Genomic DNA, 24,788 nt, shown 5'->3' with positions numbered 1-24,788 from the left:
GAATTTAGAGTGCCTTTCCAGCACTCTCAAAGTCCTTGCCCATGTATATCATCTCATAAACAAGGTCTGCAATTCCATCAATAGGTGCACGGACCTGCTTCATGCTGTCCCTGTCTCTGATGGTGACGGTATTGTCTTCCAGTGTGTCATAGTCGATGGTAATGGAATATGGAGTTCCGATCTCATCGTTCCTTCTGTATCGTCTTCCTATGGTCCCGGAGTCATCGTAGGATACAAGCAGGCCTTTCTGTTTCAGCTGACTCTCTATCTTCCTTGCAGGATTGATGAGCTCTTCCCTTGTAAGCAGCGGAAGAATTGCAACCTGCACAGGAGCGACTTCCTTCTTGAATCTCAGGACGATCCTTGCTTCTGCTTCTTCGTCCTCAGTTTCTTCCTTGCCGCTGACCATTTCCTCTTCAAATGCATGTTCCATGGTTGAATAGAATATCCTGTCAATACCATATGATGGCTCGATAACGTGAGGAATGACATTCTCTCCGCTTATCTTGACAGTCTCCTCTGCAAACTCGACAATATCTCCGGGTACAGTTACTTCTTCTCCGTCAACAGTGACTGTGATGTTCTCCTGTTCGAGTTCTGCCTGGCTGAGTGTCTTGAGTGCATCAGCAACTGCCTTTGCCTTACCTTTGAAGAGTGGTCCGAGTTTACCCATATTTGGCTTGACGACAAACTGTGTAACCATCTTGGGTTCGCTGTATTCTCTGTAAATTGAGAGTTCAGTCTTGCTCACTGCAGCATGTGCCTTCAGGTCATAGTCTGTCCTGTCAGCAATTCCTACAACTTCTACCCAGTCGAACCTGTCAGTCAGGATCTCAGCATCCCAGCAGTCAATTGCATAGTGTGCCATCTCATCTTTCTGGTGCTGTCTGAATCTCAGTTTGTCTGCTGCAATTCCAATGCGCTGGAGGAAGTGATTTGTAAGCCCTATCTGATAAGCGAGGAACTCATGGGCAATTGTACCTTTCTCAACTGCTTCACCGAGTGTCATTTTCTCTATAACGCCTTTATGCTGTGCTTCCTCGGAGTAAAGGTTGACAACTGTGTCAACAAACCTGCCGAAGTTAGCGTGCTTCTTGTCGTTAGGGTCAATAAATATCTCCGCTTCTGCCTGGGTGAACTCTCTGAGTCTGATTACTCCCTGTCTTGGTGAGATCTCGTTACGGTAGGATTTTCCTATCTGTGTGGCACCGAATGGGAGTTTTTCACGGTAGAACCTTGCAAGTCTTAAGAAGTCAACGAACATTCCCTGTGCAGTTTCAGGGCGCATGTATCCCTGCCTTCCTGTGCCAGGGCCGATGTTTGTCTTGAACATAAGGTTAAACTCGTAAGCTTCTCCCAGTTCACCTTCACATTCAGGACATCTGACATTGTTCTCTATAATCACTTTGTCGAGTTCTTTGACGTGTAGTGAATCAGCACAATCTACTATTTTGTCTATAAGGTGATCTGCCCTGAAAGCTTCTCCACAGTTCTTACATTCACAGAGAGGGTCTGAGAAACCGCCAACGTGGCCTGATGCTACAAACACTTCTTCAATTCCGATAGTAGGAGCTTCGATCTCCATGAAACCTTCCTGTACGACATATGTCTCTCTCCAGATCTGCTCTATCCTGCGTTTTAAGGTGCTTCCAAGTGGTCCGTAATCGTAAAAACCGGCGGTACCTCCGTAAAGCTCAAAAGAGTTCCACAAAAATCCGCGACGTTTAGCCAGTTCTATTACCTGCTCATATTTATCCATGAATGATCCTCGATAATTTGAGTATATTTATGATTCTTATGAGTTCATCGATATGCCCATTACATTTAATGGTAACGAAAGCAAATTCAAAATATTCATGTTCATACATTCTGATTTCATGAACCAATATTGTATTTTTATACTCGTAATAATTATATGTATGTTCATATATTGTATGATTGAGCAAGGTCGAATCTCAATCAAATCATATCATATCGTACCACCATCTAAATATGATTCAATTGGTCATTTCAACACTGACCTTGCTCTTCCTATCCATTTTTCTGATATTGTTCTTTATTTTCTTAAACTTGGTTTTGTTAGAATACTAGACTATTTTTCGTACAAACATATATGGTTATACACTTTCTGTGATAGTTTTTCAATTAGCTTCGGTTCTGTGTTAGGTTGCACACGTCAAAAAAAGAATGCATTTGTGAAAAGTGAACAAAACCCCTCAGTTTCCACTGGAGTATATAAAATATAATAATGTGAATAAAAATCAACTTAAATAAAAACAAAAGTGCTCTTACTCTTTGAGCACTTCTTCCGGTGTCATTCCGCCATGTACGATCTTGAAGATGTCCGACACCAGTTTTGTAGGATCATCTGACTGGAACACGTTTCTTCCAATAGCTACTCCTTTTCCTCCGGCCTGGAGTGAATCGTATATCATTTCCAGAAGCTGCTGTTCGGTATCCATTCTTGGACCTCCAGCAATTACAACAGGTACAGGACATCCGCTGACAACTTCTTTGAATGTGTCAATGTCACCTGTGTAGTTTGTCTTGACGATGTCTGCTCCAAGTTCTGCTCCGATCCTTGCTGCATGTTTCACATACTCAACATCATGTTCGGAGGTTACTTTTGGTCCTCTTGGATACATCATTGCAAGAAGTGGCATCCCCCACTCATCACATTTGCGGGCAACATTTCCCATGTCCTGAAGCATTTTTGCTTCATCATCAGCACCAACGTTTACGTGGACTGATACTGCATCTGCACCTATTTTTATAGCTTCTTCAATTGTTGTGACAATAACCTTATGGTTTGGGTCAGGTCCAAGGGATGTTGAAGCTGAGAGGTGTATAATAAGTCCAATATCTCTTCCATATCCACGGTGTCCGTGTTTTGGAAGACCCATGTGTCCGAGAACTGCGTTTGCTCCTCCATCTGCAACTTTGTTCACAGCAGCAGGCAGGTCAATGATTCCTTTTATAGGCCCTGCACCCACACCATGATCCATTGGAATGATGATTGCATTCTTTGTATTTCGATCGAAAATCCTTTCCATCCTGACAGATTTGCCTATTTCACTCATGCTTGCGTGATTGCTTTAATTATAGATAATCCTAACGTAGATTATGTTACACTGTCACAGATTCTCATGCTGGTACTGTCCACAGTACCCTTCGGTAAGTTCACTGTGCAGGTCGAAGAATATCAGTTGCATAACACGTGCATTTCTTTTCAGTCTGAAGCCGTGAGGATTGTAGACAACCAGCATAGATTCACTTCTTCCTCTGTATCCGGAATCCCATACTGCAGTTCCTATATTTGCACCGCATCTGAGCAAAGTTGACCTTGGTCTTGCAATGGCTGCCCTGTCAAGCGGAATGTTAACTATCTCGTTGAATGTGATCTTGTAAACACCGGGTTCCAGATGAGCCCATTCGTTCTCATCGAATTGAATTGATTTTGTGGAAGGTATTTCTCTTTCACTGTTGTCAAAGTCAACGGCACCGGAACTGGTGTATGTCTCGATACCTTTGAGAGTTAGTTCAACACTGTTTGGCTGTAACTGTGTTTCAGTATCGATCATATTCTCAACAAGCGGTTTTTCGCTGTTTATCAATTCCCTGAGTTCGTTTCTGGATAATAGGGCCATGCTTCTAGGTTTGCATTATTGGATATATCATTTTGTGTGTTATTCTTTAAATCTGTAAACATCAATTTGTTTTAACGCATATATTTGTAAACCAATTAGTTTATATCTATTAGTATCGATTAACCATATGGTGAGTTTGAGAATGGTTTCATACTCTCTTCCCTAGACACAGGGAATCGGATATAGAAACCTGTATCGAATACATTAAAATATACAAAAAAGGAGTGAATGATGTGAGTAGCACGGATCTAGTAAAGAATGGAAGCAGACCTGAAATGTTGTTCAAAGTAAGTTTAAGCCCAGATGGGACTACCTATCAAAAAGAGATATCTCTTGTTTTCCCTAAATACGCAAGTGCAGACCTTCCTCACTATAAAGAGGAATTTGAGAATGCAACCCACGACACTCATGATGATTGTCAGTGGCATTTCCAGACAGAGGATTGATCTTTAAATCCTCTCTATTTTTGAATTCTTATAATATTATTTGTCTTATTTCCTTTTACTAGAATGGAGTTTATTGACACTCTTCTTTATTTCATCGTCAATTCTTTCCAATTGAATCTGATTATTAAATAAAATACGTTTATTAATTATGAACTACAAATAATTTAATCGGAAGATAGTTGCCTTTAAAATCTGATTTTTTGCAGACAGTATGCAGCTACACTTGATCTTGTATGTGGGGGACAATAAGATGGAACGTATAATGTCCAATGGTGTGCGGAAATATGATGGTATTCGTTCAAAAAGGGATAGTCATATCTCTGGTAATTCCTCTTCTCATACACTTGACACAGTTCAATCGAGTACTTCAGTTGATGACATAGAACAAGATCATGATTCCTATGCAGTTACTCACCTGAGCACTACTGATCGATTTTTCATGGAAAAGGGTGACGTATATCACTCACTTTTCAAATATAACAAGGCAATTACTTTGCTCATTAACCCTGAGAATTTTGAAATAATTGATGCCAATAACGCTGCATGTGACTATTATGGCTGGTCACTTGACGTCATCACCCGCATGAAAATACATGACCTTAATACTCTTGATCCTGATAAAATACGGGAAGAGATGCAAAATGCAGTTGCTGAAAAGAGGAATTATTTCCTTTTCAAACATAAACTCGCAAATGGCCAGGTTCGTGATGTGGAAGTTTACAGTAGTCCTGTTATTGTAAATTCACAACAACTTCTCTATTCTATTGTTCATGATATTACCGAGCGTAAGAAAGCCCAAGAGGAACTGAATAAAAGAAATATGCAGTTAAGGGCTGCTCAAAATATTGGTCATATCGGAAGTTGGGAGTTAAATTTGGCTTCTGGTATGATGGATTCTTCAGATGAAGCAAAAAGGATCTATGGATATGATCTTGATGATGGGGTATATCCTATTAAAGAGGTCCAGACAGTAGTTATCCCAGAATATCGTCCTATGATGGACGAGGCTATGAGGGAACTGATCGAAAATGGCATTACATATGATGTGCAGTTCAGGATTGTCAGGAAAAACGATGGTATTATCCGTGATATTCATTCAGTTGCTGAGTATGACGCAGAGAAAAATACGGTGATAGGTACAATTCAGGATATTACCGAAAGTAAAAAAGTTGAAGATGCACTATTACATGCAAAGATCGTTGCAGAGGCGGCAAATCGCAGTAAGGATGAGTTTTTGGCTACTATGAGCCACGAACTAAGAACTCCGCTAACATCTATAATTGGTTTTTCTGATATTCTTAAGGACAAAATGTTTGGTGAGTTGAATGAGAAGCAGACCCGGTATGTGGATAATATTCTGAATTCAGGTAATCATTTATTGAAACTCATCAATGATGTGCTGGACCTTTCAAAAGTGGAAGCTGGAAAAATGGAACTTCAATATGAACACTTTTCATTATCCATGGCAGTCGAAGAGGTAAAAACTCTACTTACTCCAATGGCTATGGATAAGAGAATAAAGCTGGTCATTGATACTGATGAGGATATTGGGGAGATAAATGCAGACAGGACAAAATTAAAACAGGTTCTCTATAATCTTGCCAGTAATTCAATAAAGTTCACTCCGGAAAAGGGTACGGTTTCTATTATTTCCAGGTTATCGGAAAATATGCTTCATGTATGCGTTAAGGATACCGGAATAGGTATCTCTGAAAGAGACCGGGCAAGACTTTTCCAGCCTTTCAGACAACTTAATTCATACCTAGCCAATGAGTATGCAGGAACTGGCCTTGGCCTTGCTCTGGTAAAGAAGTTCGTAGAAATGCACAACGGTAAAGTATGGGTTGACAGCACAGTTGGTGAGGGAAGTGAATTTTGTTTTTCGATACCTGCGAGTGCTAGTAACTAATAACGATGTTTTATCTTTTAACTAAAGTATATGAGCAATTCGAACATCAAAACTCTGCTATGTGAAAGCAACGTTATAAAGCTAGACCACAAAGCGCCTATTGGGGCAAAAAAAGTTATTCATTCGTGTCTATAAAAGCTTCGTTGCTTGCAATATCTGTCATTCTTCTTTCTTTTTTTTTAAAAAGGCATAAGTTATCAAAGCCACTATGATTGCACCTGATAATATAGTAATTAATGCCGTGTTGTTTGGTAGGTATGTGTAGGCGATAATTGCCAACAGTGTTCCTAGGGCTACAGCAACAGGTATCAACAAAGAATTCTGCTTAAGTGCCTTTTCTTCAATTTCCAATTTTGCCATTTCCATGTCTCTGAATATTTTGCTATCTTTGGTAATATATATTTATTTATATGCTCTGGATGAGTATATATACTTTATCCTTTTTATACTGTATTTTGAACAATTGCGGCACGATTATGGCTTAAAAAAATCAATCCATGTACATCAAAATTCAATCTCACTGGAAAAACATTAAAGTTCCTGCTGTGAGGTAAGCCAATACTGCATATCTTGCAGTTTTCCCTATAAAAACATAGAATGAGAATATCTTGAAATCAAGCTTCATGATTCCTCCTGCTGCAGTAATTGCATCACCTATGATTGGAACCCATGTAAATAGCAACAAAAAAGAACCATATCTGGCAAACAATCGATCTGTTTTTTTTAGTTGTTCATCAGAAATTGAAAAATACTTTTCGATGATATCCTGCCTGCCTTTGATTCCTACATAATATGTAGTGCATGCTCCCATGTAATTGCCAACAGAAGCAACCATGATTACAGGGAGAATCGAAAATCCTTTACTGATAAGCAGGACTACATAAGCTTCCGAACCTATAGGAAGGACAGTTGAAGCAAGAAAACTTACAATGAACAAGCCTGCAAGCGCATGTTCTTCTACAAGCGTGGATAGAATTTGTATTTTCTCAGCTCCAGGTTTTAATTTTTCTTCGTTTATTTTGATAAAACATGCCAATGATATTTATATATTAATAGTGCTATATACTGCAATGTAACATTTGCTCAGTAGTGTAAGAATCATCATTTATGATCATATCTATATTTCACTGAATAATCACTTATCTAATAATACGTAAAACTTTGTTTCCAGGGCTTAAAAATGGACGAAAAAACCGGATATACTATATTGATCGTAGATGACGACCCGTTAAACGTCAAGCTTTTGGAAGTATTTCTCTCAAAACACCATTCAGTTCTTGGAGCTTACAGTGGAGAAGAAGCTCTTAAGATAGTGGAATCCGAGTCTGTTGATCTTGTAATACTTGATATAATGATGCCAGGAATGGACGGGTATGAAGTCTGTCGCAGGATAAAGGCCAATGAATCCACAAATTTTATTCCTGTAATTATAATCACAGCTCTCTCTTCAAAAGATGACAGGATAAAAGGAATAGATGCAGGTGCAGATGAGTTCCTTGTAAAACCCATTGACAGGGTAGAAGTCCTTACACGTGTGCGCACTCTTCTGAACAATAAGCATCTATATGATGAACTAAAGCTTGAAAAAGACAAGGTGCAATCCTATCTTGATATTGCAGGATGCATAATTGTTGCCTTTAACAAAGATGGTACAGTAAAACTTGCAAACAAAAAGTGCTGTCAGTTATTGGGATATACTGAGGATGAGCTTATCGGTCAAAATTGGGTGGATATTGCTGTTCCTGAAGAAGAAAAAGAGCGTGTGTCCTGGGTTTTTGAAAGTATATCATACGGCAATCTGGAACTTGCAAAGGTAAATGAGAACGGGGTACTTACAAAGAACAAAGAAAAAAGAATTATACACTGGAATAATTCGTATCTTAAAGATTTTGAAGGAAATATTACTGGTATACTCAGTTCAGGTTCCGATGTCACTGAAGAAAGGCTGGCAACATTAAAACTCCAGACATCTGAATCCAAATTCAGAGCTCTTTTTGAAAATGCTGCTGATGCTATATTAATATTTGATTTTGATTGCGATATAATTGATGCAAATTCAATAGCATCAGAACTGCTTGGTTATTCGATCGATGAACTGTTAAAAATGACTCGCTATGACCTTGTAGCACCTGAATTTCATGGAATGTGCAATGAGAAAATGATGGATATCATGGAAAACCAGTCAATAAGGCTGGAAATGGTCTGCATGACAAAGGCGGGTTCCCGTGTACCTGTTGAGATGGGTGTTAGGGTCATAGAGTATGATGGCAAACAGGCGCTTCTGAGCAATGTAAGGGATATAAGTGAAAGAAAACTCGCTGAAAAAGAACTTCGGGAAAGTGAACATAAATTCCGTCTTCTTGCTGAAAATGCAAATGATGTGATATGGACCTTGAGTAAAGATGGCAGGTTCACCTATACCAGTCCCTCTGTTTTCAAGTTAAGGGGATATACTCCTGAAGAGGTTTCAAAACAGTCATTTGAGGAAATATTTCCTCCTGAGCACATAGAATCTATATTAGGTGCCATAACGCGTTTTCAGGATAATCTCAAAGCCGGTGAAACAAAATATTCGGAAACATTTGAGATCGAGCAATATCACAAGGATGGCTCAAGAATATGGACTGAAGCTGTTGCAAATCCTGTTTTTGATGAAGATGGCAATTTTGAGTTCTTCCTCGGTGTAACGCGTGATATCTCTGAACGCAAGAAAGCTGAAGAGGATATCAAAAGATATACTGAAGAATTGGCAAGGGTTAACGAGGAATTAAAGTCTCTTGATAGGATGAAGGATGAGTTCATATCTAATCTGAGCCACGAGTTGAAAACGCCTCTTATTTCCATAAAGGGTTATAGTGAATTGGTCCATGATGAAGTGATGGGACCACTCAACTCCAGGCAGAAAGCAGCCATGAAGACAGTCCTTGAAAAGTATGATCATCTAAGTTTCCTCATGGATTCACTTATATATATGAGCATTATCAAATCAGGAAAAGTCCAATACAGACTTGACCCGATCAGAATAGAGGATACTCTTACAAAAGTCGTGGAATATTTCTCCTTCAAGTCCCAGGAAAAGAATATCACTTTTTTATTTGATTTCCAGGAACATCTACCGCTGATGAAGGGTGATGTGGAGTATTTACCTTATCTTTTCAGGTCTATCATAGATAACGCTGTCAAGTTCAGTCCTAACGAATCAGAGATATTGATATGTGCATTTGAGGATGAAGAACACGTTCATGTCACAGTGACTGATTCAGGAATTGGTATCCCTGAGCATGAAATTGAGAATATTTTTGAGCGTTTTTACCAGATAGATGGTTCAAAGTCCCGTAAATATGGTGGAAGTGGAATGGGTCTGTACGTCAGTAAAACCATAGCTGAGATACATCATGGAAAAGTATGGGTAGAAAGTTCTGAGGGTTGCGGTACCATTGTTCATGTAACATTTCCTGCATTTTCCAGGTCCAAATAATTGATCTGATCTTTTTAACTTTATTTTATCGGGTTGTGCATCACAAAGCATTTTATATCCTGAAGTTTTTCTTTGTTCAGATGTATGCTGAAGATGTAGTTTCACGCCTCAGAGAATTGTATCCGAGTGGATATTTTCATATTAATAAAGATCCTTTTTATCTTCTTATTTCAACTGTATTATCCCAGCGCACCAGGGATGAGGTTACAATTCCTACTACACAGAAGCTTTTCAGTGTGTTTGGCACGGTGCAGGAAATGGCAGAAGGTGACGTTGATGAGATTCAGGAACTTATCAGGAACGTGGGTTTCTACAGGGTTAAAGCCCAGCGTATAATTGATATTTCCCGTATTATTTTGCTGGACTACAACGGAATTGTTCCTGACAGCATGGATGAATTACTCAAGCTTCCAGGCGTTGGCAGGAAAACTGCGAATTGTGTACTTGGTTATGGATTTGAGCAGGATGTCATTGCAGTTGATACTCATGTGCATAGGATATCCAATCGCATGGGTCTTGTAGAGACTTCGGAACCTGATGAGACGGAAAAAGAGCTTGAAAAAGTGCTGTCAAAAGAGGACTGGAAGGACATAAACGGGCTTATGGTTCTGTTCGGTCAGAATGTATGCAGGCCGGTGGGTCCGAAATGCGATGAGTGTATTATGGATGATATTTGTCCGAAATTTATCTAGTTATTTTTGGCAGTTTTAGCAGTTTTGATAAACCCTCGGGTTTCAACAAACTATTTATTTGTATATACGATATAAAGCACAAATCTCGTGTTTCATGCCATAACTCTAATATATAAAGTGCTGGTTTTGCACGAGAACTGATAAATTTCATAGTTGCAAATAGTATAATAACTAATGAACTGCCTATTAGGCAACTACAACTAAAGACATGCTATTTATCCAGTATAAGTATATACGTACACAGTCGAGTGAGAATCATGTTATTAATCGGAGAAGCATTAATCGGCGAGGAACCAGAACTCGCACACGTTGACCTCATGATCGGAAACAAAGACGGTCCTGTGGGTCAGGCATTCGCAAACGGTTTGACACAGCTTTCAGCAGGTCACACACCTCTGCTTTCAGTTATTCGTCCAAACCTTCCAACAAAACCTGCAACACTTATCGTACCAAAGGTAACTGTAAAGAACATGGACCAGGCAGCTCAGATCTTCGGTCCGGCACAGGCAGCTGTTGCAAAGGCTGTTGCAGATGCTCTTGAAGAAGGAGCATTCGGTGACCTTGATCCTGAAGACCTTGTAGTTATTGCAAGTGTTTTCATCCACCCTGAAGCAACAGACTACAACAGGATCTACAGGTACAACTACGGAGCTACAAAGCTTGCTGTTAAGCGCGCAGTAGATGGCTTCCCTGACATTGACACAGTACTCAAGGAGAAGGACAGAATGGGACACGCAATCATGGGATTCAAGGTTTCCAGACTTTGGAATCCACCATACCTGCAGGTTGCACTTGACAATCCAAACCTTCCTGCAATCCTTAACATCGTCAACCAGATCCCTAAGAGCGACCACGTTATCCTTGAAGCAGGTACACCTCTTATCAAACGCTATGGTGTTGACGTAGTAAGCAAGCTCAGAGAGATCCGTCCTGACGCATTCATCGTAGCTGACCTTAAGACTCTGGACACAGGTAACCTCGAGGCACGTATGGTAGCAGACGCAACAGCAGACGCAATTGTCGTTTCCGCTCTTGCACCGATCGCAACCATGAACAAGGCAATTGAGGAAGCACACAAGACAGGTATCTATGCTATCATGGACACCCTCAACTGTGACGACCCTGTAGCAGTACTCAAACAGCTCGATGTACTTCCTGATGTAGTTGAACTCCACCGTGGAATCGACATCGAGGAAACAGAGCACGCATGGGGTAACATCGATGCTATCAAGGCACTCTCACCAAAGATCCTGGTGGCAGTTGCTGGTGGTGTACGTATTGACACTATGCCTGCAGCTCTTAAGGCAGGCGCAGATGTCCTTGTAGTTGGAAGAGCAATCACCAACGCAAAGGATGTAAGGCAGGTCGCAGAGAAATTCATTGAAGGTCTTAACAACCCTGAGATCGACCAGTTCAGAGTTATGACCGACTTCTAAGCGTGTGGAATTTCCACACTCTTTTCTTTTTTTTTCTTAATTTTCACTCTCGCTTTTTACTTCTTTTTGCTTTTCTTATACCCTTATATTTATAGTTGGAGTTACATCTATATTCCTGCGTACAAGATGCGCATACTGATGTTCATATAATCATATTGGAGAGATTTAATTTGAGTTCTACACTAATTGTCCTGAATCTCAAGACATACCTTGAGGGTACAGGCGAAGGCGCCGTAAAGGTTGCACAGGCATGTAAAGAAGTTGCAGACAACAGCGGAATTGAGATTGGTGTTGCACCACAGTTCTGTGACATCTACCGTGTTGCATCACAGGTTGACCTGCCGGTCTACTCACAGAGTCTTGACCCGGTTGGAGCAGGCAGCTTTACAGGACATGCATTCGTCCAGTCTATCAAAGATGCAGGCGCAGTTGGAACCCTTATCAACCACTCCGAATGCCGTCTTACCCTTGCAAACATTGATGCATCAATCACAACTGCAAGGGACGCAGGTCTTAAGACAGTAGTCTGCACCAACAACGTTGCAACTTCAGCAGCAGCAGCAGCACTAGGTCCAGATTATGTTGCAGTTGAACCACCAGAGCTTATCGGCTCCGGCATCCCTGTATCAAAAGCAGACCCTGGGGTAGTCACAGGTTCAGTTGATGCAGTAAAGAGGATCAACCCTGCAGTACAGGTTCTCTGCGGAGCAGGCATCTCAAAAGGAGAAGACCTTGCAGCAGCTCTTGAACTTGGTTCAGTTGGCGTTCTGCTGGCATCAGGTATTGTGAAGGCTGCTGATCCTAAGGCTGCACTTGACGATTTGGTTAGCAAGGTGTGACTTTAAAGTCACACAATTTCATCTGCTTATACACTTTTTTATAATTTGGTATTATCAAAAGATAATATCAAAATGAAAACTTTTTTTATATTGCCAACTTATACTATTTGGATGTTGTCCGCAGATTAATTGGATTGTGGGCAAAAGATGTTGGATTAAGCAGTAAATTTAGTTATATGCCGAATCTATATTTTTAACTGAGATGAACAAAGGTGGGTTAAGTGACATTAGAAGATGAATTGTTTAAGGTAAAAGAAAGCACAGTTGAAGAATTAAACGATGTTCTCTTACAAAAAATAGATGAAGCTCTCATCGATGAATATCCAGTAACAGGGATGCATCAATTCTATGCTGAATCATTTGAATACAAAGATTATGGATACAATATTGCAATTAACATGTTTTTCAATATGGAAAAGTTTGGTGAAGTGTGTTGTTGCAAAGATTCATTGTTTTTGGGTGTAACTCCATGTCAGGATTCAGTAGTCCTTTGTGATGAAGCAAGAAAATGGTCTAAAAATTATAGTTTCCTCTGCTTTTCGCAGCATATTGGAAAAAATAATGTCAATGATATAATTCTGGATGCACATTCGAAAGTACGGGGTCAAGTTGATTCTTTGTTAAAAAAGCAGAAATCTAGTATCATTGAAATGCAGAGAATACGATAATACTTTCTTTTACTAGTGATAAATTATGCCAACTATAAAGCAGTTAACAGATAAAGGCGATATCATAAGCATTGTCCGTATACTTCGTAGTTCAAACAATCCAAAAACTCAATTAGCATCTCTAAAAGCAATATCAGTATTAGCTAAAAAAGGAATTCTTGATCACACTGTTATTGATAAGATAAATGAAGTTTTATCTAATGGAACTAAAGATGTTCGTATTCAGGCGGCATTTGCAATTGGTGATATGGCAGAAAAAGGTGCTTACAAAGAAGAATCTCTACAACCACTAATTGATTTATCATTTGGACATGATGTAAATATTCGTTGGAGTACAACATTTGCATTAAAGGCACTCATTAAATGTGATATTTTTGCAGATGATGCGACTAACTTCTTTTCAGAAAAGTTACATGACAGATTTGATAAAGTATCATATAATGCTGCTTTTGCTATTGGCCACCTTGCAGAACGGGGAATAGTTGATAAATCAACCGTTACGTCACTTACTGCTCTATTGTCCGATAAAAATATTGTTTGTCGTAAGGCTGCTGCTTTTTCATTAAGAAACCTTGCAATAAAAGATATTTATGACACAGTTTCTGATTCAGTTGAATTACAGTCATTAAAAAAAGTCTTGAATGATCATGATAGGAGTACAAGAATATATGCTTCAGAAGCAATTGACTTGTTGAAAATGATAGGTGTCAGTGACTCTGTTAATGACAAAGATAACAACAGGGATGTAAACGTAAAAGTTGTCGCTTCTGATGGAAATACCATTAACATCCGATAATTGATGTTTTAACATTGAAACTGTTCGTTTAATTCATTGCCCGCGAATACTACAACCAATTCCTTTCAGTTGCCTTTCAACTTCCAGATGCACCTTCTCCGCCTCAACATCCCCTATTATCATCACACGGAATGTAACACTCAGCCGCTCTGTACCTTCAACACCCTCATACCTGTCAATTATCTCAATTGAGACTATGTTCTCATTACAGGAAACAAGTTCCATGATGACATCTGCATCGGCTTCCTCAGGAATCAGCACCGATATATCTCTTAAATGATGTTCAAGGTTGCCGAGTTTCCACTCATACAGTTCCTCTTCATCTAAAAGACGGATGTTCTCGATTTTTAGAGGTACTACCCTGCTGCCACATTCAAGAACAACGTCTCTAGGACTTACTTTCTTGATAATTCCAGTGTGTACTATTCCTGAATATATGTGCCTGACACCAATTTCCTCTCCAATGGAATCTAGCAGCCTGTCAAATTCAGCGATCTTTGAGTTTATGAGCTTGTCAGATCTGCGAAGTGCTGATGCAGTATCTCCAAAATGAACTGCTGCCTCTTTCATTTTGTTGGTGAAGGCTTCAACATCCTTTTTCCTGACGATGGATGACATCTCACTGCATTGGTTCATGAAAGCATCATGCACCTTGAGAACTTCCGGGTTCTCCATCTGGATGTATGCGTAGAGGTAAGGGTTCTGTCCAAGTATCCTGCCAACGAAATCAAGCATGATATCGTAGACCGGGCTCATGAATCTCCTTGACTCGTTCACGCTGAAATCAAGGGCATCAAAGGTAGTTCCTATTGTGATGTATGCGAAGTGTGTCAGTCCCTGCACAACGGAAACGAACCTGTCGTGTTCTGTGGGAGTGATTACTTCGATGTGTGCACCGTTGTCCTCAAAAAGTGAGCGCATAATTGGGAACCACTTATTACATCGTCCTTCGATGGGTGTTAAAATGAAAATCTGTCCGTGCAGACTTGGTATGGATGGTCCGAACATAGGGTGGGTACCGAGTATCTCCACATCTTTGGGAGCATACTTCTTCATGGCTTCAGTGGGTCCGACCTTAAGTGATGTGAAATCCATAAGCAGGCTTCCACTCTTCATCTTTGGTGCAGTTTCACTGATGACCCTCTCGGTAATATTGATGGGTACTGTTACGATAACAATGTCACTGGTGGTAATTGCAGCATCAAGGTCGCCGGCAAACTCAACTTCCATTAGCTCAGCAACTTCAACTTTCCCGCTGCTTCCCCAGACAACAACCTCGTAACCGTGGTTCTTAAAAAAAGGAGTGAACCACTGTCCCATTTCTCCGGTACCGCCTATGATAAGGACTTTCAAACTCAAAAACCCTCCAGTACCGCTTTCTTCATAACTTCAATTGGTGGCTCAACGCCAGTCCATATCTTAAATGCCTCTGCACCCTGGTAGACAAGCATCATCTCACCGGTGACAGCTTTAGCACCGGCTTTCTTTGCTTCTTTCAAGAGGGTGGTTTCCAGGGGGTTGTAAACAATATCAAATACTGTGAGATTAGGATGCATATCCTCTGCTGTTGCTATTGTTCCCTCGGTCTTCGGATGCATTCCGAGGGTGGTGCAATTAATGAGAATATCACTATCGGCAATCAGTTGTTTCATATTTCCAAGTCCACAACCTTTTGCATTACCAACTTCTGACACACCGGCTGCAAGTTCGATAGCTTTTTCCTCAGTCCTGTTAGCTATGGTGATGTCCGCTCCATCCTTTGCAAACTGGAATGCGATAGCTCTTGAAGCTCCACCTGCACCAACTATCAGTACATTGGAACCCTTTATCTTCACTCCTTTTTCCTCAAGGCTGCGTTTTGCACCAAGTCCGTCGGTATTGTAGCCGACCATTCCGTCCTTGAAGTCTACGGTATTCACTGCACCGATTCCTTCTGCCAGCGGGTCAGCATCGACTATCTTCAATGCTTCCTGTTTCAGGGGAACAGTGAGGTTCACTCCGCCAAAACCCATGGCTTTAGCTCCAAAAAGTGCATCCTTCAGGTTCTCAGGGCTGACCCTGAAAGCATGGTATGTGCATTCCATGCCAAGTTCCCTGAAAGCTGCATTATGCATATCGGGTGATTTCGAATGTGCTATCGGGTTACCGAATACGCCAAAAACTGTTCTCAAAAGAGTATCTCCAGAGCTGATTTAAGTTCGTGTATCTTGATCTGTCCGGGTGCAACAGCCTGTGCTATTGCTCCGTATGTAAGGCGTGAACCGTAGCATGGTGCAACGATGCGGCTGTGTTTGCCGATTTCCCCCATTGCAATGGTGCACACTGGCTTTTTCATATCAGCAGTTGCCTGAAGTACGTTCAGCACATCCTGCTTTGACTTTGCCATGACTGCCAGTTTTGCAATATCAGCACCGGCTTCATGTGCATGATTGAGTATCTTTTTCATGATCTCAACGGAAGGTGTTCCATCAAAATCATGTGCAGATACAATTACTGTTACTCCTGCCGCTTTTGCTGCCGCAATGACCTTGTTGCGCTGGTCTTCGTCTGCGCTAAGCTCAATATCTACAGCTTCCACAAAAGGTATAATATCAACTAATAATTTTATCCTGTCATCTTCCGAACCTTCCCATTTGCCGCCATCAGATTGTAACCTGTTGGTTGCAATACATGGAAGGTTGGTGTTCACTTTTATTCTTTCAATGGTCTTCTTAGCTTCTTCAAGGTTTGAAAAATTGAGAAGATCAAGTCTCAGTTCAAGGGCATTAGCACCCAGCCAGTTTGCAGCCTTTGCATTCTCCGCCGGGTCATCGTCTATCACTGAAACAATAGCGGGCTTTTCATCAAGGTCAAAGGTCCCTATCTTTACCATTGAATCACTCCTGACTTTATCTTCTTCTCGTTTATTTTTCAATGATTGTCTCTTCGATCTTCATTCCGAAGTGACGACCAATATCTTCTGAGTGAACAAGTATCTCATCGCCAACCTTGACATCTGTAACAGCTATTGGTTCTTTATCCTTGGTTACGAGTTTGATGGTTTCTGCATTCTGCAGGATGTTCTTGATGATCTTGCCATTAAGATCTGCTTCAACAAGAATGAGTGGTCTTCTCTCTATCTTGACCCGACCGACAACACCTGTTCTCTGCTTACCGTCACCATCTACTATTGTGACCTGGTCACCTGCTTTAAGCTCTGAGAGGTAGCGTGTCTTCTCTCCTACCTTGATGTAAGCGTGAACTGCACCTGCATTGACCCTGAATGGCCGGGAAGCAACGTATGGACTTTCCTCTGATTCGGAGTGCACAAGGAACATTCCGTTTGCCTGTGAACCCACAAGCATTCCTTCGCCTCTTACCATGAGGTTGCATGTGTCGACACAAACCCTGTCGCCCATGCCGATTGATTCGACCCTTGTGACAACTGCAGTCTGGATTGTGAGGTTCTTGACACCGGCAGTTTCTGCAACTTCCGCTGTCTTCTTGATTTGACTCAGGTCCTTTGTGTCAAGCATTACACCATCGGTACCGTGTTCCATTGTCTCGAATGCAAGCTTTGCTTGCTCTGAATTCTGGACGCCGGACAGAAGTTTTACATCCTTCTTCTGAAGTCCCGCAATGAGGTTTTCCAGTGGAATGACCTGCCAATCAGTACCTATAGTTACAAGATAATCACAGATACTTCCCATTTCAGCTGCAAAGTTCTCGTAGTCCTTGTTGCGGATGATGACATATCCTGCAACCTTGAGTCCTTTATCTTTCAGCCGGAGGGCTGTTGTAATATCGAGTGAACCTGCATAATCAGGTGGTAATGGCTTTGTGCCGTCTCCTTCTCCTCCTTTTCCTACGACAATAATGTCAGCACCTTCAACAGGGCTTGAAGCAAAGGATGCTACTTTTACATTTCCAAGCTCTTTTACCTTCTCAACATCAGCAGCATCAACCATAATTGCATCCACACCGGATTCCATTCCGGTTGTAATTACAGCCTTGCGTTCATCCCAGTTGCCTTCATCGGCTTTGATCCAGATTATCTTGTTATTCATAATGAGCACGTCCGCAAGCACAGAAAATGACCTTATTATTTCAGCATTTCCAGTGCTTCTTCAACTGACTTTTTGTAGTGCACTATCTCTGTAATTGCTTTTGTAATTTTGGTAGGGTTCTCGTGCTGGAATACGTTCCTTCCTATTGCAACACCCCTGGCTCCTCCTTCCATGGCACCTTCTATCATCTGGAGGAATTCTTCATCAGTATTTGTCTTTGGTCCACCTGCGATCACTATTGGAACTGGACATCCCTGTACTACGTCTTTGAATGTGTCCGGGTTGCCGGTGTATAGTGTCTTAACTACATCTGCGCCAAGTTCCGCACCAACTCTTGCAACATGTGCTATAAGTTCCGGATCATGCGGGTTGCTGATGTCCTTTCCACGTGGGTACATCATTGCAAGAAGTGGCATTCCCCAGTAGTTACATTCCTCAGCCACACTTCCAAGTTTCTGGAGCTGGTCTGCTTCAGTTTCTGAACCGACGTTCACATGTATAGAAACTGCATCTGCTCCCATCTTCATCACTTCTTCTACGGAACATACCTGAACCTTGTTATTTGGGTCCGGTCCAAGAATAGTGGATGCGCTCATATGGACTATAAGTCCTACATCATGTCCGTATCCCCTGTGACCGTGAGTAACAATACCCTTCTGCATGAGAACTGCATCTGCACCGCCTTCTGCCACCTTGTTGATGGTATCAGCAACGTCAATGAGTCCTTTTATAGGACCATCTGATATTCCGTGATCCATTGGGATTATCACGATGTTTCTGCTGTCTCTGTGCATTATTCTTTCAATACGGATCTTTTTGCCAATTTCAGTCATATGCTTTCGCCTTCAATAATTATTTTCACATGTCCATTGATGTATCATGTAGTACATTAATGTATTGTGCAGTTTTATGTCAGTATGTGACATAGTAGCACGGTTTAGTATATAAAAGTTTTTGTATGACTGGCTGAAGCAAATTATAAAATAAAGTTCACATATCTTTCAGGAACTCACCGATGTTTATTCCTTCTGAAGTTATGTCATAACTTATAAGGTGTTTCTCATGGTCGCTGCCATGCATTTTGAGAATGGCCATGGTCTTTCTGATCTCTTTCCCGATATCCATATGCCTGAGAAGGATCAGCACATCAACAAGTGAGGATATAGGTATCTCTGATTGGAGTATATTGCTTCCTGCAGCCATATTGCCGCTTATGAACATAGATGTAACACCCATATTCTTGAAAAGCCGTATCATGTTAGCAATATGTTCTCTTTTCGCTATCTGTGTATCAAAAACATAATCAAAGCCCGAAATATCGTCCAATAGCGCCCTTTTTGCTCCCATTTCCTGAATGTAGTTGCGAAGCTCTATGGTGTGTCTGCATGCATTGATCTCAGAAGGTGGTGTGTAAATTATCCTTATCAATCCCTGTTTTTCCAGTTTTTCCAGTTCAAGTCCGAGACTTGTTGCATAACGTCTAAGTTCTGCAGGACTATCCTCAAAAGTACTGATTATTCCAGGTTCGCCATTTTTGGCACCTTCCACAATGAAACTAAGTCCGAACAGTGTCTTTCCGGTACCTGTATTTCCCGCTATCAACGTAGATGATAACTCAAAAAGTCCGCCTCTGCTCAAATCTTCAAACTTTGGGATGCCTGCATTTATCCGGCTGATCTGTGCTGCTTCTTCTATAACAGGAGCAGTAATTCTGGGATAGATAGTAACTCCACTGGCATTTATGCTGAATGTATGTTCACCATCAAGATAATTCGGCCGATTCATCTTGATTATCGTGATCATGCGCTTGCTTCCTCTTCTCTGTATCTCCTGAGATAGGTGAATAATACCATCTGCTACGTCGCTTATCACTGATTTGCAAACATCTGACTTTGACATTGTTCCGGTAAGGTACACAATGGCATTCCATTCAACAATGGCTGAATTAAGTGAGTAGATAAACCTCCGCCTTTCAGCTTCAGGGAAACCAAATCCAATAGGTGTTATCGGGTCAATGAGTATCCTGTCAGGCTTGATGGAGTTGACTATGTTCCCAAGATCTACAAGCATTGTCAGTGGATCTCTTTCAACGGAGCTGACATTGAATACGCGTAAATTCAGAGCTTCTTCGTAAAATGAATATTCTGAAAGAGATTCCCTTATGGAATTCTCTGATTGTGTTGTGATACAGATATAGAGTACCTTTTCGCCGTTACGCGCTGCTTCACATAAGCTCTGTACTCCAAGTATGGTCCTTCCACTACCCGGGTTACCTGCTATAAGTATAGTCGATGGGGCAGTTATCCCGCCTCCCAGTATCTCATCTAAACCGTTTATTCCTGTGAATTTTGTTTCCAATTTCAGAACCTCGTCCAGGGTATTGCCAAGCAATAATGAGATTTTTATGTAAAGGATTTATATGAAATTTCCTCTCCCTTACTTAATTTACTTTTAATTTTACTTAACATTATTCGTGGGTTTGTATATATGAAAATGCATAATGTTTGGATGTACTAAAATTATTTTTCATTTAATAGATTGCATCTGTGCTATGAAACCCTCTTATATGGTTAATTACTATAACGCCAATATAATACTGGAATTAATAGTAATTCTGTGCTGATCATATTTGGAGATATTCTCCGGACTAAATCTAACATTAATAACAAACAGTCAGGGAACTAATATGAGAGAGTTAAAAATCCTTGTTATCAACAATTATGGGCAGTTCTGCCATCTTATCCATCGTTCAGTAAGGGATCTGGACATGGATACAAAGATAGTTGCCAACACCACTCCTGTCGATGAGATCCTCGATGAGGAGCCTGACGGACTGATACTCAGTGGCGGTCCGACAATGGAACGTGCAGGAATCTGTTCAGAGTATGTGGAAAGTATTGATCTCCCTATCCTGGGAATCTGTCTTGGACACCAGATTATCGCTAAAACCTTTGGAGGCGAAGTAGGTCAGGGCAGTTCCGGCGGCTATGCAGACATAGAAGTTGAGATAGTTGACGAAGATGATCTTCTGAAGGGAATTGGCCCAAAAACATCAGTTTGGGCTTCACACGCAGATGAGGTTGTCAGGATGCCGGAAGAGTTCATCCAACTTGCAAGGTCTGACATTTGCGAATGTGAGGCTATGAGGCATGAAGAACGGCCAATATTTGGAGTACAATGGCATCCTGAAGTGGCACACACTGAAAAAGGAGAAAAGTTGTTGACGAATTTCTTTGAGATATGTGAGACTTACTAAGTCTCGCATTCATCTATGTGAGAATTATTAAATCTCACATTCCCATTTTCTTCATCATTTTTTGCATATTGAATTTTCCACCACGGAATCCTTTCATGGCAGTCTGCATCATTTTATGATACTTTAAGAGCTCTCTGACATCTTCAGGAGCGCAACCTGCTCCTCTGGCAATTCTCTTGATGCGCGCACTGCCGATGATTCTTGGATTGAGCATTTCCTCTTCTGTCATTGAGTCCATGAGAACTCTGTAGCGTCCGAGTTTGTCGCCTGTTACCTGATATGCATCTTCCGGTATCTTGGCACCCATTCCTCCAAGAGGCAGCATTTGCATTATCTGCTTCATCGGTCCCATCTTATTGAGGCTTTCAAGCTGTTTGTACATATCTTTCAGAGTGAACCTGCCACGGAGCATTGATTCCATGTCAAAGTCCTCTTCTCCGAGTGCTTCCTCCGCCTTTTCGATAAGACTCTTGATGTCACCCATTCCAAGGAGTCTTGAAATGAACCTGTCAGGCTCGAATCTCTCAAGGTCGTCCGGTGTTTCACCAACACCAATGAATGCGATGGATGAATTTGTTTCTGAAACAGCGGAGAGTGCTCCACCACCTTTTGCGGTACCGTCAAGTTTCGAGATCACAACACCTGAGATGCCGATAGAATCATTGAATGCACGTGCCTGTTCGCTTGCCTGCTGACCGATAGCACCGTCAAGCACAAGAAGCTTGTAGTCAGGTTTTGCCACAGCATGTATCTCTTCCATTTCTGTGATGAGGTCACTTTCAAGTGAGTGACGACCGGCAGTATCCACAATCAGTACATCGTTCTTTTGTAGTTCCTTGAGACCTCTTTCTACAATGCCCACTGCATCAGGGTTGCCTTCTTCTCCATAGAATGCAACGTTAAGTTTGGTACAGAGGGTCTTAAGCTGCTGGTATGCGCCAGGTCTGAATGTGTCAGCACAAACGACACCCGGTTTCAGTCCTTTTCTCTGGAAGTAACGTGCAAGTTTTGATGTGGTGGTTGTCTTACCGCTTCCCTGTAGACCTATCATCATGATGGTTTGTGGTTTAAGTGGGATGTCGGTACTTTTACCGATGATACTGATGAGTTCCTGGTAAACAATTCTTATTACATGTTCCCTGGGGTTCATTCCGGAAGGTACTTCCTCTTTCAGTGCACGCTCTTTGATGTGCTGTGACATCTGCATGACGAGTTTGACGTTTACATCAGACTGGAGCAAAGCCCTCTGGATATCCTTGACGACCTCGTTTACTGTACGTTCGTCGATACGCCCTGATTTTACCAGTTTCTTCAGGGCATCCTGCAGGGAATTTCCGAGTTTATCCATTACCATTTAAGGATCTTCCTGTTCAGTTCTCTCTTTTTGTTCTAATAAATGGGGAGTTCATATTTAATTCTGTTGTGAATATCATCTCAATGTAGGGCTGGTTTATACACCAGCTTATGTGAGCTTCAATTTATGTGATCAATACTACTGCGATGAGTACAGCAAACACTCCAATCCATTGTCTGCTTTTGAGTCTCTCTTTCAGGAGCACCCACGCAAGAAGTACGGTCACAGCCGGATAAAGTGAAGTGAGAATGGCTGCGATGTCAAGCCTTCCGGTCTTTGCTGCAAGCACGTAGAATACATTTTCCTGTATCAAGTAATCCCACAAGCAAGATAAGTGGGAGATACTTGATTCCGGGTATCCTCAGTTTTTTGCTGTAATATGCTACTATAATAAATGTAGGGATCGTTGCCACCCTGACACCAACAAGCGGCCAGAATATTCCTGAACTCTGTACCTGGTCAATGAGTGTCATGAACAGACCAAATCCTGTGCCCGCGATGAGTGGCAACTTGATCCTCTCTAGTTCGATCTTCTGGCTGTTCTCATCTCTTGAGATAAGCCAGACCCCGGCAAAAGCAAAAGCAAATCCTGTAAACTGATTTATGGTTGGAAGTCCCTCAGTAATCATTCCAAAAGCCATAGGCACAAGTGCGCTCCATACTGCTGTAACAGGTGCCACAAATCCCATTTTCTCTACAGAGAGTGCATGGTATAGTGCCAATAGCCCTGCACCTCCGCAAAGTCCCGCAACAGCACTCAACATCAAGTCAGTGTTAGAAGGTATATTCTCACTAAAAGCAATTGCAGCTGCTGTAAGGAGTATCAATCCTATTGTCTGGGAGATGATTGCAACTATCATTACCCCGTTGCGTTTGGTTGCAACTCCGCCGCTAAAGTCTCCGGCTCCCCAACACAAGGCAGCTGCAAGCCCGAAAATAGCAATAGATAGTTCCATTTTTAATATCCTGAACTTACTGGAATGAGTAAATGATATAAAAGAGTTACAACTCAGTTTCCGGAAATGATAAAATGATATTTAGAAAAGAGAGTTAGTAGCGGGGGATAGATTCGAACTATCGGTCTACGGGTTATGAGCCCGTCGGGATCTCCTGGCTACCCCACCCCGCTTCAGGGATTGAAGTTTTTAAAGTTTTATTAGTAAAGTAAATCCTTCTATGTCTGCATACTATATATGTATATTTCCAGAACACGGCTCTAACACACTAATTGATGGTTAGATCAAAATTATGTTAGAAAAGTAGCGGGGGATAGATTCGAACTATCGGTCTACGGGTTATGAGCCCGTCGGGATCTCCTGGCTACCCCACCCCGCTTCGGAGATTAGTGCTTATTCTGGAAGGGTACTCCCTCCTCAACTATTTCATTGTTGATATAGTTTGCGTATGATTCCATTTTCACAACAGGATACCTGATGCATAATAGGTAAATTATATCTCCTATTTGTTTAAATATAGTGAATCATCTTTTGTTTATAATTATTGGAGAGATAATATGGCTTTACCTGACAAATTCAAATGTGTTGTTACAAACTGGGATTACATTTACGACCTGTGCAGAGAAGTTGCAAACGAAGTGAAAGCTTCAGGTTACGAACCAGATATGATAGTTGCCCTTGCAAGAGGCGGATGGTTTGCAGGTCGTGTGTTATGTGATTTCCTTGGTCTTGATGACCTTACAAGTCTTAAGATCGAGCACTACCTTGGAACTGCACTTGCAGGTGATGAGCCACAGATCAAATATCCTCTTGCCGACAATGCCGTTGCAGGAAAGAAGATCCTTATTGTTGATGATATTGCAGACACAGGCAAGAGCCTGATGCACTCTCTTGAATATGTGAATGAACAGGGTCCAAAGGAAGTGAAGACTGCATCTCTTCAGTTCCTTGATTCATCAGAATTCGAACCGGATTTTGTAGGAGAACGTCTTGAAGAATGGGCACGGGTAGTTTTCCCATGGAATTTCATCGAGGACATGACCGATCTCATCTCAACACTCATGACAAAAGAGGACAGGGAACTCTGGGATGTTGCTTCTATAAGACACGGTCTTTACATGTATCACTCACTTGACTCTTTCGCATTTGAGATTGCACAGCCCGGAAGGCTTCCTGAGGTTATGGAAGAGATGCACCGCAGAGGTGTCGTATGCTCTGTGAATGAGGACGGAAAGCAGTACTAGAAACTTGCTGAATAAAACGAG

At 41.4% G+C, this 24,788-nt stretch carries 24 protein-coding genes and 2 tRNA genes; 10 read left to right on the top strand and 16 right to left on the bottom strand.

The features are described from left to right. Window positions 1-4 precede the first annotated feature (4 nt). The 3 genes from glyS to BLP52_RS06450 all read right to left on the bottom strand — a co-directional run bounded on the left by glyS (window position 5) and on the right by BLP52_RS06450 (window position 3,647). Window positions 5-1,759, bottom strand: a complete 1,755-nt coding sequence (gene glyS, locus BLP52_RS06465; RefSeq protein WP_091709642.1) for a glycine--tRNA ligase — start codon at window positions 1,757-1,759, stop codon at window positions 5-7. A gap of 529 nt (window positions 1,760-2,288) precedes the next feature. Further along, the gene (locus BLP52_RS06455; protein ID WP_091709640.1) at window positions 2,289-3,080 is read right to left on the bottom strand and encodes a 2-amino-3,7-dideoxy-D-threo-hept-6-ulosonate synthase; all 792 of its coding nucleotides are present in this window, start codon (window positions 3,078-3,080) and stop codon (window positions 2,289-2,291) included. Between the two features lie 54 nt (window positions 3,081-3,134). Next, entirely contained in the window at window positions 3,135-3,647 is a 513-nt protein-coding gene (locus BLP52_RS06450) for a deoxyuridine 5'-triphosphate nucleotidohydrolase (RefSeq protein WP_091709639.1), read from the bottom strand. A 233-nt stretch (window positions 3,648-3,880) separates the two neighbouring features. Here BLP52_RS06450 and BLP52_RS06445 point away from each other — a divergent pair, with 233 nt between their 5' ends. After that, the gene (locus tag BLP52_RS06445) at window positions 3,881-4,093 is read left to right on the top strand and encodes a hypothetical protein (protein ID WP_091709638.1); all 213 of its coding nucleotides are present in this window, start codon (window positions 3,881-3,883) and stop codon (window positions 4,091-4,093) included. A gap of 250 nt (window positions 4,094-4,343) precedes the next feature. Beyond that, entirely contained in the window at window positions 4,344-6,002 is a 1,659-nt protein-coding gene (locus BLP52_RS06440) for a PAS domain-containing sensor histidine kinase (protein ID WP_162272947.1), read from the top strand. 159 nt (window positions 6,003-6,161) lie between these two features. Here BLP52_RS06440 and BLP52_RS06435 read toward each other — a convergent pair whose 3' ends face one another. Further along, the gene (locus BLP52_RS06435) at window positions 6,162-6,368 is read right to left on the bottom strand and encodes a hypothetical protein (RefSeq protein ID WP_162272946.1); all 207 of its coding nucleotides are present in this window, start codon (window positions 6,366-6,368) and stop codon (window positions 6,162-6,164) included. 151 nt (window positions 6,369-6,519) lie between these two features. Beyond that, window positions 6,520-7,038 (bottom strand): YqaA family protein, encoded by a 519-nt coding sequence (locus BLP52_RS06430; RefSeq protein WP_238380745.1) that lies wholly within the window; start codon window positions 7,036-7,038, stop codon window positions 6,520-6,522. A gap of 144 nt (window positions 7,039-7,182) precedes the next feature. Between BLP52_RS06430 and BLP52_RS06425 the strand changes: the two genes are divergently transcribed. From BLP52_RS06425 to BLP52_RS06400, 6 genes are all read left to right on the top strand, one after another. Further along, entirely contained in the window at window positions 7,183-9,480 is a 2,298-nt protein-coding gene (locus BLP52_RS06425; RefSeq protein WP_091709635.1) for a PAS domain S-box protein, read from the top strand. Window positions 9,481-9,560: 80 nt separating this feature from the next. Continuing rightward, a complete protein-coding gene (locus tag BLP52_RS06420) occupies window positions 9,561-10,172 on the top strand; it encodes an endonuclease III domain-containing protein (protein WP_091709692.1) in 612 nt (203 codons plus the stop codon). Window positions 10,173-10,429: 257 nt separating this feature from the next. Then, window positions 10,430-11,608: a bifunctional 5,6,7,8-tetrahydromethanopterin hydro-lyase/3-hexulose-6-phosphate synthase gene (locus BLP52_RS06415; protein WP_091709634.1), complete on the top strand. Its 1,179-nt coding sequence runs from the start codon at window positions 10,430-10,432 to the stop codon at window positions 11,606-11,608. A gap of 170 nt (window positions 11,609-11,778) precedes the next feature. Next, entirely contained in the window at window positions 11,779-12,447 is a 669-nt protein-coding gene (gene tpiA, locus BLP52_RS06410; protein ID WP_091709633.1) for a triose-phosphate isomerase, read from the top strand. 221 nt (window positions 12,448-12,668) lie between these two features. Next, window positions 12,669-13,115, top strand: a complete 447-nt coding sequence (locus BLP52_RS06405) for a hypothetical protein (protein ID WP_091709632.1) — start codon at window positions 12,669-12,671, stop codon at window positions 13,113-13,115. 25 nt (window positions 13,116-13,140) lie between these two features. Next, complete coding sequence (locus BLP52_RS06400) at window positions 13,141-13,911, top strand: HEAT repeat domain-containing protein (protein WP_091709631.1); 771 nt, start codon at window positions 13,141-13,143, stop codon at window positions 13,909-13,911. A 33-nt stretch (window positions 13,912-13,944) separates the two neighbouring features. Here the strand turns inward: BLP52_RS06400 and BLP52_RS06395 are convergent, their stop codons facing one another. From BLP52_RS06395 to BLP52_RS06370, 6 genes are all read right to left on the bottom strand, one after another. Beyond that, window positions 13,945-15,264 (bottom strand): prephenate dehydrogenase, encoded by a 1,320-nt coding sequence (locus BLP52_RS06395; protein ID WP_091709630.1) that lies wholly within the window; start codon window positions 15,262-15,264, stop codon window positions 13,945-13,947. Window positions 15,265-15,266: 2 nt separating this feature from the next. Further along, entirely contained in the window at window positions 15,267-16,082 is an 816-nt protein-coding gene (gene aroE, locus BLP52_RS06390; protein ID WP_091709629.1) for a shikimate dehydrogenase, read from the bottom strand. After that, a complete protein-coding gene (aroD, locus tag BLP52_RS06385; RefSeq protein ID WP_091709691.1) occupies window positions 16,079-16,783 on the bottom strand; it encodes a type I 3-dehydroquinate dehydratase in 705 nt (234 codons plus the stop codon). Before aroD ends, aroE begins: the two co-directional genes overlap by 4 nt. A 31-nt stretch (window positions 16,784-16,814) precedes the next feature. Beyond that, on the bottom strand, window positions 16,815-17,957 hold the full coding sequence (locus BLP52_RS06380) for a 3-dehydroquinate synthase II (RefSeq protein ID WP_091709690.1): 1,143 nt from the start codon (window positions 17,955-17,957) through the stop codon (window positions 16,815-16,817). A 35-nt stretch (window positions 17,958-17,992) separates the two neighbouring features. Next, entirely contained in the window at window positions 17,993-18,790 is a 798-nt protein-coding gene (locus BLP52_RS06375) for a 2-amino-3,7-dideoxy-D-threo-hept-6-ulosonate synthase (RefSeq protein ID WP_091709628.1), read from the bottom strand. A gap of 157 nt (window positions 18,791-18,947) precedes the next feature. Next, entirely contained in the window at window positions 18,948-20,348 is a 1,401-nt protein-coding gene (locus BLP52_RS06370; protein WP_238380744.1) for a DUF7125 family protein, read from the bottom strand. 295 nt (window positions 20,349-20,643) lie between these two features. On the opposite strand from BLP52_RS06370, the gene BLP52_RS06365 reads away from it, so the two are divergent. Then, complete coding sequence (locus BLP52_RS06365) at window positions 20,644-21,213, top strand: GMP synthase subunit A (RefSeq protein ID WP_091709626.1); 570 nt, start codon at window positions 20,644-20,646, stop codon at window positions 21,211-21,213. 34 nt (window positions 21,214-21,247) lie between these two features. Here the strand turns inward: BLP52_RS06365 and BLP52_RS06360 are convergent, their stop codons facing one another. From BLP52_RS06360 to BLP52_RS06340, 5 genes are all read right to left on the bottom strand, one after another. Then, the gene (locus BLP52_RS06360) at window positions 21,248-22,567 is read right to left on the bottom strand and encodes a signal recognition particle protein Srp54 (protein ID WP_091709625.1); all 1,320 of its coding nucleotides are present in this window, start codon (window positions 22,565-22,567) and stop codon (window positions 21,248-21,250) included. Between the two features lie 124 nt (window positions 22,568-22,691). After that, on the bottom strand, window positions 22,692-22,880 hold the full coding sequence (locus BLP52_RS06355) for an EamA family transporter (protein ID WP_162272945.1): 189 nt from the start codon (window positions 22,878-22,880) through the stop codon (window positions 22,692-22,694). Continuing rightward, window positions 22,828-23,523: an EamA family transporter gene (locus tag BLP52_RS06350; protein WP_091709623.1), complete on the bottom strand. Its 696-nt coding sequence runs from the start codon at window positions 23,521-23,523 to the stop codon at window positions 22,828-22,830. Before BLP52_RS06350 ends, BLP52_RS06355 begins: the two co-directional genes overlap by 53 nt. 98 nt (window positions 23,524-23,621) lie before the next feature. Beyond that, window positions 23,622-23,696 (bottom strand) — tRNA-Met (locus tag BLP52_RS06345). 131 nt (window positions 23,697-23,827) lie between these two features. After that, a tRNA-Met gene (locus BLP52_RS06340) sits at window positions 23,828-23,902 on the bottom strand. 178 nt (window positions 23,903-24,080) lie between these two features. On the opposite strand from BLP52_RS06340, the gene BLP52_RS06335 reads away from it, so the two are divergent. After that, a complete protein-coding gene (locus tag BLP52_RS06335) occupies window positions 24,081-24,767 on the top strand; it encodes a phosphoribosyltransferase (RefSeq protein WP_091709622.1) in 687 nt (228 codons plus the stop codon). Window positions 24,768-24,788: the final 21 nt, after the last annotated feature.

This window comes from Methanolobus vulcani (assembly GCF_900100715.1).
GTDB classification, from domain to species: domain Archaea; phylum Halobacteriota; class Methanosarcinia; order Methanosarcinales; family Methanosarcinaceae; genus Methanolobus; species Methanolobus vulcani.
This window is presented reverse-complemented; position numbering and strand designations above follow the sequence as displayed.

Excerpts from the sequence above, each read along its gene's own strand:
- BLP52_RS06440 (WP_162272947.1), top strand. The coding sequence starts at position 4,344 with ATGGAACGTATAATGTCCAATGGTGTGCGGAAATATGATGGTATTCGT.
- BLP52_RS06350 (WP_091709623.1), bottom strand. The coding sequence starts at position 23,523 with ATGGAACTATCTATTGCTATTTTCGGGCTTGCAGCTGCCTTGTGTTGG.
- BLP52_RS06375 (WP_091709628.1), bottom strand. The coding sequence starts at position 18,790 with ATGACTGAAATTGGCAAAAAGATCCGTATTGAAAGAATAATGCACAGA.
- BLP52_RS06380 (WP_091709690.1), bottom strand. The coding sequence starts at position 17,957 with ATGAATAACAAGATAATCTGGATCAAAGCCGATGAAGGCAACTGGGAT.
- BLP52_RS06450 (WP_091709639.1), bottom strand. The coding sequence starts at position 3,647 with ATGGCCCTATTATCCAGAAACGAACTCAGGGAATTGATAAACAGCGAA.
- aroD (WP_091709691.1), bottom strand. The coding sequence starts at position 16,783 with ATGGTAAAGATAGGGACCTTTGACCTTGATGAAAAGCCCGCTATTGTT.
- BLP52_RS06435 (WP_162272946.1), bottom strand. The coding sequence starts at position 6,368 with ATGGAAATGGCAAAATTGGAAATTGAAGAAAAGGCACTTAAGCAGAAT.
- BLP52_RS06365 (WP_091709626.1), top strand. The coding sequence starts at position 20,644 with ATGAGAGAGTTAAAAATCCTTGTTATCAACAATTATGGGCAGTTCTGC.
- BLP52_RS06400 (WP_091709631.1), top strand. The coding sequence starts at position 13,141 with ATGCCAACTATAAAGCAGTTAACAGATAAAGGCGATATCATAAGCATT.
- glyS (WP_091709642.1), bottom strand. The coding sequence starts at position 1,759 with ATGGATAAATATGAGCAGGTAATAGAACTGGCTAAACGTCGCGGATTT.
- BLP52_RS06415 (WP_091709634.1), top strand. The coding sequence starts at position 10,430 with ATGTTATTAATCGGAGAAGCATTAATCGGCGAGGAACCAGAACTCGCA.
- BLP52_RS06335 (WP_091709622.1), top strand. The coding sequence starts at position 24,081 with ATGGCTTTACCTGACAAATTCAAATGTGTTGTTACAAACTGGGATTAC.
- BLP52_RS06420 (WP_091709692.1), top strand. The coding sequence starts at position 9,561 with ATGTATGCTGAAGATGTAGTTTCACGCCTCAGAGAATTGTATCCGAGT.
- BLP52_RS06360 (WP_091709625.1), bottom strand. The coding sequence starts at position 22,567 with ATGGTAATGGATAAACTCGGAAATTCCCTGCAGGATGCCCTGAAGAAA.
- BLP52_RS06455 (WP_091709640.1), bottom strand. The coding sequence starts at position 3,080 with ATGAGTGAAATAGGCAAATCTGTCAGGATGGAAAGGATTTTCGATCGA.
- BLP52_RS06425 (WP_091709635.1), top strand. The coding sequence starts at position 7,183 with ATGGACGAAAAAACCGGATATACTATATTGATCGTAGATGACGACCCG.